This is a genomic window from Chitinophaga solisilvae (assembly GCF_009928525.1).
Classification (GTDB): Bacteria; Bacteroidota; Bacteroidia; order Chitinophagales; family Chitinophagaceae; genus Chitinophaga; species Chitinophaga solisilvae.
Genome location: NZ_JAABOK010000011.1, coordinates 1 through 10,900, shown reverse-complemented (window position 1 = coordinate 10,900; position 10,900 = coordinate 1). Strand labels below are relative to the sequence as shown.

Annotated in this window: 7 protein-coding genes; all 7 read left to right on the top strand. The window is 49.4% G+C overall.

The window, feature by feature from the left end; genetic code table 11:
* Positions 1-2: 2 nt before the first annotated feature.
* The 7 genes from GWG06_RS21460 (at position 3) to GWG06_RS21430 (ending at position 10,688) form a co-directional block, all read left to right on the top strand.
* The gene (locus GWG06_RS21460; RefSeq protein ID WP_160715866.1) at positions 3-1,499 is read left to right on the top strand and encodes a RagB/SusD family nutrient uptake outer membrane protein; all 1,497 of its coding nucleotides are present in this window, start codon (positions 3-5) and stop codon (positions 1,497-1,499) included.
* Between the two features lie 222 nt (positions 1,500-1,721).
* A complete protein-coding gene (locus GWG06_RS21455; protein ID WP_160715864.1) occupies positions 1,722-2,405 on the top strand; it encodes a hypothetical protein in 684 nt (227 codons plus the stop codon).
* A 109-nt stretch (positions 2,406-2,514) separates the two neighbouring features.
* A complete protein-coding gene (gene aspT, locus GWG06_RS21450; protein ID WP_160715862.1) occupies positions 2,515-4,215 on the top strand; it encodes an aspartate-alanine antiporter in 1,701 nt (566 codons plus the stop codon).
* Between the two features lie 49 nt (positions 4,216-4,264).
* Positions 4,265-5,896 carry an aspartate 4-decarboxylase gene (gene aspD, locus GWG06_RS21445; RefSeq protein WP_160715860.1) on the top strand — a complete coding sequence of 544 codons (1,632 nt, stop codon included), beginning with the start codon at positions 4,265-4,267 and terminating at the stop codon, positions 5,894-5,896.
* Between the two features lie 30 nt (positions 5,897-5,926).
* Positions 5,927-6,976, top strand: coding sequence for a type II asparaginase (locus GWG06_RS21440; protein ID WP_127043097.1), 1,050 nt, complete (start codon positions 5,927-5,929; stop codon positions 6,974-6,976).
* 124 nt (positions 6,977-7,100) lie between these two features.
* Positions 7,101-9,476, top strand: coding sequence for an ABC transporter permease (locus GWG06_RS21435; protein WP_160715858.1), 2,376 nt, complete (start codon positions 7,101-7,103; stop codon positions 9,474-9,476).
* A 63-nt stretch (positions 9,477-9,539) separates the two neighbouring features.
* The gene (locus tag GWG06_RS21430) at positions 9,540-10,688 is read left to right on the top strand and encodes a putative sensor domain DACNV-containing protein (RefSeq protein ID WP_127043101.1); all 1,149 of its coding nucleotides are present in this window, start codon (positions 9,540-9,542) and stop codon (positions 10,686-10,688) included.
* Positions 10,689-10,900: the final 212 nt, after the last annotated feature.

The window sequence follows — 10,900 nt, the reverse complement described above, 5'->3', positions numbered from 1 at the left end:
ACATGAAAACAAGCATCCTGAAATATATACTGATAGCCGGTTTCGCCTGCAGCCTCTGCAGCTGCACCAAACTTGATGAAACATTTTACGACAGGGGAACAGACGATAACTTCCTGAAAACAGAAGATGAGCTGAACGCCTTCGCCAACGGCGCCTACGCCAAATTGCGCAACTACCGCGACGCCTACTGGAAAATGAATGAAGTGACCACCGATGAAACCACGGTGCCCTCCCGCGGGGCAGACTGGAATGAAGGCGGTCTTTGGCGGGTACTCATCAGCCACCAGTTCCCGGTAACGCATCAATACATCAATGATATGTGGAACAGTATCTACCGCGATGGCGTGAACCCTGTAAATGCCATCCTGCAGAAGCTGGAAAACGGCGCGGTTCAGCTGCCGGGCAAGGCGCAGATCATCGCGCAGATGAAAGTACTGCGCGCATTCCATTACTATCTCGCTATGGACGCCTTCGGCAATATCCCGGTCGTGACCTCTTTCAGCCAGTCGGCTCCCCCCACAAACACGCCACGGGCGCAGGCCTTTGCCTTCATAGAAAAAGAAGTGCTGGATAATATTGCCACACTGCCGGCAGCCCTCAATACTAAAAACTATGGTAAAGTCAGCAAGGGTATGGGCTTCATGCTGCTGGCAAAACTATACGCCAATGCAGCCGTATATACAGGTACTGCGCGGTGGAATGACTGTATGCGTATGTGCGACTCCGTGAGTACCCTCGGCTACCAGCTGGAGGCAGACTACTTCGCCAACTTCTCCACACGCAACGAGGCTTCGCGGGAAAATATCTTCGTGGTGCCTTATGATGCCGTCAACGCTAAAGGCATGATGCTGCACTATCTCACACTGCATTATAATAACCGGTATACCTATGGTCTTCCCAGCTCGCCCTGGAACGGTTGGTGCACGCTGAAAGCGTTTTATGAATCATTCGCCGCGGAAGATAAAAGAAGAACCATGTTCCTGACAGGACAGCAGTACTCCCAGGATGGCACTCCGCTGAAAACAGAGCAGGGCGCGCCACTCAGCTTCACGCCGGAAATCAACGACCTCGCTAATGCCACCCAGACAGAAGGGGTGCGGATCGTGAAATATGAAATAGAAAAAAATACGCCGTACTCCGACCAGAACAACGACCTCGTCATCTTCCGCTATGCAGATGCGCTGATGCTGAAAGCGGAATGCCTGCTGCGCACCGGACAAACAGGCCCCGCTATTGCCCTGGTCAACCAGGTGCGCGCCCGTAACTTCGACCTGCCGAAACCACTGGCCACCCTCACCCTGGATGACCTGCTCGCAGAACGTGGCCGCGAATTCATCTGGGAAGGCTGCCGCCGCCAGGACCTGATACGCTTCGGCAAATGGAACAGCGCCTGGCAATTCCATACCCCCGACCAGGAGTTCAGGAAACTGTTTCCGATCCCGCAGGCGCAGCTGGATGCGAATCCGAACCTGAAACAGAATCCGGGGTATGTGCAGTAGGAATTACGAATTACAAATGGCGAATTAAGAATATGGCGCGGAGATTTTGGATGATGATCTGAGCGGATGATGCAGGAAGACCTGGGCGTATATGCTCAGGTCTTTGTTTTTTATGGATAGGGCTGACAAGACAAGTAGCCCCGAATCAGGCTATGCGGAAATGATTTCGATGTAATAAATTTGTATAGACGTATCTATACCATGAAAATTTCAGCACCAGCCATGCTTGCTCCTTTAGTATTTGCCGTTATCAGTATTTTGTATACGCTTTACCGTTATTTCATAAAGAGGAAAGAAACATACCCTTTACATTATGTTCCTTCAACACCAAGAACAATTCAACGTACCTGGACGGAGGAAGCACTGGCCGTTTTTGCCGGTAACTGGCAGCAGGTGATGGGATATACTGATTACCTGAGCCGTCATTTCGATGTAGAAAACGGAGATTATAAAAAGGTATTCAGGAAAACACCTTTTGCCTGGAATGGGGTAATATATGAGACGGTAAATGATCTGAGTGTTCATTTGAATGATGCATCAGATGTAGCGCAGATGCAGTTTTTTTTATCAGTAGCAGAGACGATGAGGAAGGAAGATACGTTGCATTATGCGCCAATGAAAACCGCTAAAGGGCGTATAGGCGTTTATGTGATAGATTTCTCACTGACGGATGGCGCAGCAGAGGATATAAGCAGGGGATATGTAGATGTATATGAGATGCCGCCATTAGACACATGGATTTATATTGATAGTATCCTTCACCTGCTTTACTTCTGGGTACCTGAGACATTCATTCCTGTTGTACAGGACGCTGCAGATGTTACCTGTTCAGAGAATATCTGCTGGCTGGAAGATAAGGAACCGGACCTGATTCCCCTGCTGAAGGACGCTGTGTTACATACCTGATATTTCTGCTGTTACCCCTTTCCGTTTCTTTGGTTATTAAACAAAAGATGGGTTTGCCTTGTTAAAGAAGCCTGAAGGTGAACCATTTCTTTACACTAAATAACCACTTATGCATTGGATTACGTCCGTATTGCAACAGTATCCTGAACTGGCCATTTTCCTCACACTGGCATTGGGTTTCGCCATTGGCCCGCTTAAAATAAAAACTTTCAGTCTGGGTACCGTAACAGCCGTGTTGCTGGTGGGCGTAGTAATCGGACAGCTAAAGATCGATATCTCTCCAACTGTAAAATCTGTTTTCTTCCTGATGTTTCTCTTTGCGGTAGGCTATAGTGTTGGCCCTCAGTTTTTTCGCGGACTGAAGAAGGATGGTTTGCCCCAGATGGGATTCGCGGTGCTGATGCTGATATCCTGCCTGGTGTTCCCATGGCTCTGTGCAAAGTTTATGGGATATAATATGGGGCAGGCGGCGGGTCTGCTGGCAGGATCCCAAACTATTTCTGCCGTAATCGGCGTAGCCGGCGATACGATCAGTGGGCTGCCGTTGACGGCAGCAGAGAAAACGGATTACACGAATGTTATTCCTGTATGCTATGCAGTAACCTACCTGTTTGGTACAGCAGGCTCCGCATGGTTGCTGGCCAGTGTGGCCCCTGCCATGCTGGGTGGCATCGAAAAGGTAAAGCAGGCATGCCGTGAGCTGGAAGCCAAAATGGGCGGCGGCAACGAAGCCGATCAGCCGGGAATGATATCTGCCGATGCAGTCATTGTTTTCAGGGCATATAAAGTAACGAACGATTGGTTCGGTGATGGCAAAACTGTGAAAGAACTGGAAGCATACCTCGCTTCAAAGGGATACCGCCTTTTCGTAGAGCGGCTCCGGCAGCAGAATAACCTGGTGGAAGCCGCACCGGATGTGCGTATCCGGAAAAACGACCTGGTGGTGTTAAGTGGCAGGAGAGAGAATATTATGAACGAAGATCAGTGGATAGGCCCTGAAGTACAGGACCATGAACTGCTTAACTTCCCGGCAGAAGTACTCTCCGTATTAATCAGCAAGAAAGAAATATCCGGTATAAAAGTCAGTGAGCTGAGAGCAAAACCCTTTATGCACGGCATTTTTATCCGCAGTATCAAACGTGCAGATATAGCCGTTCCCGTGATGGGAGATACTGTTATAGACAGGGGAGATACCATTGAACTGATAGGCCTGAAGAAAGAAGTAGATAAAGCCGCAGTACAGATAGGCTACGCAGACAGGCCCACCGAAAAAACCGATATGATGTTTGTGGGTATTGGCATTGTGCTGGGCGGCCTGCTCGGCGTGCTCACCATACATGTAAAGGGAGTGCCTATCAGTCTGAGTACCAGCGGCGGTGCGCTGATAGCCGGGCTGGTCTTTGGCTGGCTGCGCTCGCAGCATCCTACCTTCGGGCGTATTCCTGCTCCTGCCTTATGGATGATGAACAATGTGGGGCTGAATATGTTTATTGCTGTAGTAGGTATTACTGCAGGCCCCGGATTTGTGGATGGTTTCAAACAGGTAGGCGTCAGCCTTTTCCTGGTAGGCGCGGTGGCGACCGCGCTGCCCCTTATTACCGGCGTACTGCTCGGAAAATACATATTCAAATTTCATCCGGCCTTAATCCTGGGCTGCACTGCGGGAGCCAGAACCACTACCGCCGCCCTGGGCGCTATCCAGGATGCGGTGGAAAGCAAAACGCCTGCCCTGGGATATACTGTTACCTACGCAGTAGGCAATACCCTGCTGATTATCTGGGGAGTCGTGATTGTCCTGTTGATGCGATGACATCTTCCTCTATAGCTTTCTGACTGTTCATTATCTAAAATAGTTTTGTATGGCGCTGACAAAAATTAAAACCAGCAGAAAAAAAGAACATTTGCTGGAAGGGCTTAGCCCATTTCAACTGAAGGATAACCTGATTAAGCTGGCAGAAGAAGAAAGCCGTAAAAACTCTACGGTGATGTTGAATGCAGGCCGGGGTAATCCTAACTGGATTGCTACCATACCCAGAGAGGCTTTTTTAACGCTGGGGCTTTTTGGGATAGAAGAATGCAGAAGGGTAATGAATACGGCAGAAGGGCTGGCCGGTATTCCAGAAAAGAAAGGTATTGGCAGGCGTTTTGAAAAGTTCCTGTCCTCCAATAAAAATGCGCCGGGCATAGACCTGTTACAGAAAACCTATAGGTATGGCATTAAGCAGCATGGTTTCAATCCGGATGCATGGGCGCATGAGCTGGCAGAGAGCGTGATTGGTGACCAGTATCCGGTGCCGGACAGAATATTATCCCACATGGAGCCCATTATACATGATTACCTTATACAGGAAATGTGCAACAGTGAGTCGCCCAGAGGTAAGTTTGACCTGTTTGCCGTGGAGGGCGGTACGGCTGCCATGTGCTATATTTTTGATTCGCTGATGCAGAACCATCTGGTGAAAAAGGGCGATAAAATAGCGCTGATGGTACCCGTATTTACACCTTATATAGAGATACCGCAATTGGAGCGGTATTCCTTCAACGTAGTGAATATTGAGGCCTCTTCCATGAACAAGGATGGAAGGCATACCTGGCAGTACCCCGACAGTGAACTGAATAAACTGAAGGATCCCAGGATAAAGATATTGTTCACCGTCAACCCCAGTAATCCGCCTTCTGCTGCCCTGCATCCTGAAGCGATGAGGAAAATTGTGAATATCGTGAAAAAGGAAAATCCGAACCTGATGGTAGTAACGGATGATGTGTATGGCACGTTTGTTCCCGGATTTCATTCCCTGATGAAGACGATTCCCTACAATACCATCTGTGTGTATTCCTTCTCCAAATATTTCGGATGTACCGGCTGGCGGCTGGGCGCTATTGCCATTCATCAGAAGAATATTTTCGATGACAGGATCCGTAAGCTGCCGGCGGCCACGCAGAAGCTGCTGCATAAACGTTACGGCAGTATTACCCTTCATCCGGAGGAGCTGACTTTCATTGACAGAATGGTGGCGGACAGCAGGCAGGTAGCCCTCAATCACACCGCGGGCCTGTCACTGCCGCAGCAGACGCAGATGATGCTGTTTTCAGCATTTGCATTGCTGGATACAAAGAATAAGTATAAGAAAATTACCCAGGCGCTGGTGCAGAAGAGACTGAAACTTTTATGGGATGAGCTGGAAATACCGCTGATCAAAGATCCGCTTAATTCCGGGTACTACTCTGAAATAGATATTCAGATCTGGGCGAAGAAAATTTACGGAGATGATTTTGTGAAATGGCTGAAGAAAAATTTTGAACCGGTAGATATTTTATTCCGGCTGGCAGAAAGAACCGGCGTTGTATTACTCAATGGCGGCGGATTTGATGGGCCTGAATGGTCTATCCGCGTATCGCTGGCCAACCTGCCTACAGAGGCATATCCTGTAATAGGGAAACATATTACGGAACTGATGCAGGAATATGTACGCGCCTGGAAAAGCAAATAACAACATCATACACTAAAACCATCTATTGCTATGAAAAAGCTGACACTCATTGTATGTATATTATTTGTCTGTGCGGCAGCGAACGCACAGAAACTGCCGCGCGTTAAAATACTGGCTACCGGCGGCACTATCGCCGGGAAGGGTGCATCGGTAGACCGTGCGGCCTATACTGCCGGCTCGTTGCCCATCCAGGATCTGATAGATGCAGTGCCGGGTATTGACAAGGTAGCGGAGATCACCGGAGAACAGATTTCCAATGTGGGCAGCCAGGATATGTCAGTCGATATCTGGATGAAACTCAACAAACGTATCAACGAAATTTTTAAGAATAATGAGGCAGATGGTATTGTCATCACGCATGGTACCGATACCCAGGAAGAAACCGCTTATTTTCTGAGTCTGACTGTCCGCTATGACAACCCGGTAGTGCTGACCGGTTCTATGCGTCCGGCCACGGCTATGAGTGCAGACGGTCCCAAGAACCTCTACGACGCAGTGGTGGTAGCCGCCAGTCCCAACTCTAAAGGAAAAGGCGTGATGGTAGCTTTTAGCGAAGGTATCTTCGACGGCAGGGATGTGGTGAAAGTGAGCACCACGCATGTGGATGCGTTCAAATCTCCCAATACCGGCCCTATCGGCCAGGTGTATGACGGCAGGGTATCGTACTATATGGGCGAAAGAAGGAAATCTACCAAGGATACGCCTTTTGATATCACCGGTCTGACTAAGCTGCCCGAAGTAGCCGTGGTGGAACTGTTTGCGGATGCGCCGGGAACAGGTATCAATGCCTATACTGCTGCCGGTGTGGCCGGTATCGTTACCGGCGGACTGGGGAACGGCAACCTGAATAAGGCAAATACGGAAGCAGTAGTCAATGCCATTAAAAAAGGAGTTGTTGTATGCCGGGCTTCCCGCGTGGCTACCGGCAGGGTAACCCTCTTCGATGAAACAGACGATTCCAGGCTGGGGACCATTGTAGGGGATGACCTCAGTCCGCAGAAAGCACGTATCCTGCTAATGCTGGGACTAACACAAACCAAAGACAAGAAAAAATTACAGGAATATTTCTTCACTTACTGACCGCCCCCTGTTGTGTAATGAACAGCCGTTGTATCAAAACCGAACATATTTATTTTAAATAAATATGAAAGGGCCTGGATACAACGGCTTTTTATTTTGGCATTTTTCTTAGGTTGCATCTGGCATGATACGCAATTACTTGAAAGTCGCCTGGCGCAACATTGTTAACAGCAAAGGTTACAGCGCCATCAATATTTTTGGTTTATCGGCCGGTATGGCGGTAGCGATGTTGATAGCCCTGTGGGTAGTCAATGAATTTTCCTGGGACAAAAGTTACCCGGACTACCGGCAGCTGTACCAGGTAAAGCGCAACTTCAACAGCAACGGGGATACCCTTACCTTTAACTCCACCTCCCTGAAGCTGGCCAACGTATTACGTGCGGAGATACCTGAAATGGAATACGTATGTGAAGCCAGCTGGACAGGCCCCCACGGCCTGCTTAGCGGAGAACATAAATTGTTTGTGAGCGGTACCGGCGTAGACAAAAATTTCCTGAAGATGTTCGGGCTTCCGATGCTGGAAGGCGATCGTAACACTGCACTGAACGACCCGTATTCAATTGTGCTCAGCGAATCCATTGCTGTCAGCTTATTCGGAAAGGAGAGCCCGATCGGCAAAACCGTGAGAATGGATAACACGCATGATCTGCGCGTAACCGGGGTGATGAAGGATCTTCCCGCCACTTCTTCCTTCAGGTTTAAATATCTTTTTCCCTTCAGTTACCTGGAACAAACAGATGAGAACGTGCGTGCCAACCGTAACGGCAGTTTCGGCGCCAACGGTTACCAGCTGTATGTGAAACTGAAACCGGGTACCGCAGACCGTGTGGCGGCCAAAATCCTGAATATTGAAAAAACTGAGACGAAGAATGCCAATGCCATGAATTCCGCGGTGATTCTGCACCCGATTGCGGACACTCATCTTTACGGCAAATATGTAAACGGGAAGGTAACCGGCGGTTTTATAGACTATGTGCGTATCTTCAGCCTGATAGGTATCCTGGTACTGGCTATTGCCATTATCAACTTTGTGAACCTGACCACTGCCCGTTCAGAAAAGCGTAGTAAAGAAGTCGGCATCCGCAAGGCAGTAGGTTCTTACCGTAGTCATCTCATCATGCAGTTTCTGGCAGAAGCGTTGCTGCTGACCGGTATTGCATTTTGTTTCTGCCTGCTGATGGTATACCTGCTGCTGCCTGCCTTCAACCGGCTCACCCGCAATGAAATCAGTATTCCTTTTACAAATATTTACTTCTGGCTGATAACCGTGAGCGCTACCATACTCACTGGTATCTCCGCCGGACTGAAGCCCGCCTTTTACCTTTCTTCCTTTAACCCGGTTACTACGCTGAAAGGGACGATGAAAGTAGGACAGCGTGCGGTGTTTTCCCGCAAAGCGCTGGTAGTGGCGCAGTTCACCTGCTCTATTGCATTAATCATCAGTACGATTACCGTATACCGGCAAATGAAGCATGTGAAGGAAAGGCCTACCGGCTTTAATACTGACCTGTTGCTGCAAACGATCTCCAATAATGATGTCCGCCGGCATTATGAACCACTGAAGAATGAACTGCTGCAGAGCGGGCTGGTAACAGCGGTGGCCACTGCTTCCAGTTCAGCTACAGATGTAGACTGGCATACCGATATAGACTACTGGCCGGGTAAACTGGAAGGAGAGACGATAGAGATGGGGGCCATAGAGATCTCCAATGATTACTTTAAGACGATGGGAATGGAGTTGCTGTCCGGAAGAGATTTTTCAGCAGCAGCCGTGCCGGACAGTACCAATGTACTGCTGAACGAAGCGGCCGTAAAACGTATGCGCCTGAAAGACCCGCTGAACCAGACCCTGGTAGTGGATGGCAGAAAATACCATGTCATCGGTATTGTCAGAAATGCGTTGGTAGAATCGCCTTTCAGCGAAGTGGGGCCTGTGATGTTCCTGCGCAGCATGTATCCGGAGAGCATTATGCTGTACCGTATGGCCGCCGCTGCCAGTCCGCATGCCGCCATTGCGGGGCTTACAGAAATATTCAACCGGCATAGTGCAGCATTTCCGTTTACCTATAAATTCGTGAATGAAGAGTACGGCGCCAAATTCAGGCAGGAAGAGCTGATAGGACGGTTGTCCGGTATTTTCGCCTTGCTGGCGGTACTCATTTCCTGTCTTGGTTTACTGGGGCTGGCAGCCTATATGGCGGAGCAGCGGACGAAGGAAATAGGTGTCCGTAAAGTGCTGGGCGCTACTGTTGCGCAGATATGGTTCCTGTTATCACGTGATTTCATTACGCTGGTAATGCTGAGTAGTGTGATAGCTGCTCCGCTGGCCCTGTATTTCCTGCAGCGCTGGTTGCAGCAGTATGAGTACCGTATATCCATAGGTGCAGGCGTATTCTTTGTGGCGGCAGCCATTGCGCTGGTAATTACCTTATCCGTGATTAGCCTGCAGGCCATCAAAGCAGCCATTGCCAACCCGGTAAAGAGTTTGCGTTCAGAGTAGGCCGGATGTCTTTCACTCCGGCAGCTTTCGTATATTTATGCCTTAAATAAAGTGAACGGGCATATGGAACTAACGGGTGAATCAACATATCAGGCAGCTACGGCCGTAGCCGGAATAATAGAGTCGCATTTTATCAGACATTTAACAGCTGCAAAGGAAGACGGTGCGGAGAACCTGGCGACCGCTCCCACCGCGGGCATCGTAGAAAGAATTATTGATGTGGCTTTCTGGGCCAGTCTTCGGAGGGAGGAGGGAAACTCCACCCGGATGTCGCTGGCATTTGTAAGCCCGGCTCAGGCGGGCAAGCCTTTATTATTTGAGCAACCGCTTCCCCTCAATCCGCAGGTGCTGACCAAACTGGCTCCCGGCGTGGAAAGAGCCGGCGTGCATGTAGGCGTCTGGCATGACGGGGAAGAACTATATATCTGGGGGACCACCATCAAGCTCCCTAATTTCTGTTTTGTACTGGATGTATCAGAGCCGGGACTGCTGGTCGTGAAACACCGGCGCATCCTGGGGCTGGGCAAGTTTACCAATGTGGCTATGCTGAAGGGCGACCAGATAAAAGTAGTAGATGAGAACAGCGGCAATAATACCTGTAGTCCGGGTATCCTGAAATCCCTGCTGGGAATGGATTCATCTGCTTTATGGAATAACCCGGAGAATGTGCTGATACAGATTGCGGTTTCCATGCGTGCGCACAGGCGGGGAGGCATCCTGCTGGTAGTGCCTGATGGCAGCCATGCCTGGAAGGATTCTATTGTACAGCCGCTGCAATATCCGGTATATCCTGCCTTCTCCGGCGTAGCAGATTTATTGAGACAGGACAGCAGTACAGTCAGTGAAATATACTGGCAGAATGCCCTGCGGCGGGAGGTGGAGAATATGACCGGGCTTACCGCCGTAGACGGTGCTACCGTTATCAACGAACACCATGAATTACTCGCCTTCGGCGCCAAGATAACCCGTGCAGGCAGTTCCACGCCTGTAGAGAAAATAATTCTGATGGAGCCGGTAGTAGGTGGCCGCCCATCTTATGTACACCCTTCCAGCATAGGTGGTACCCGGCACCTGTCCGCCGCGCAGTTCGTGCACGACCAGCACGACGCCATCGCGCTGGTAGCCTCCCAGGACGGCTATTTCACCATCTTCTCCTGGTCGCCCGCGAAAGAAATGGTACAGGCGCATAAGGTAGATATATTGCTGTTGTGAATTACGAATTACAAATTACGAATTACGAATGAGGAACCCATTTGGGATAGAAAGACTATTGAATTAATTATGAATTAAGAATTATGAATCATTGGTGTCCGGTAAAAATCAGACCTACTACAAGAAAAAAGGGGGCAATTGCCCCCTTTTTTTGGTAGATTTAAGTTACCACACTTTAAAATACCATGAATAAAGGTACTTATTTTACCGGA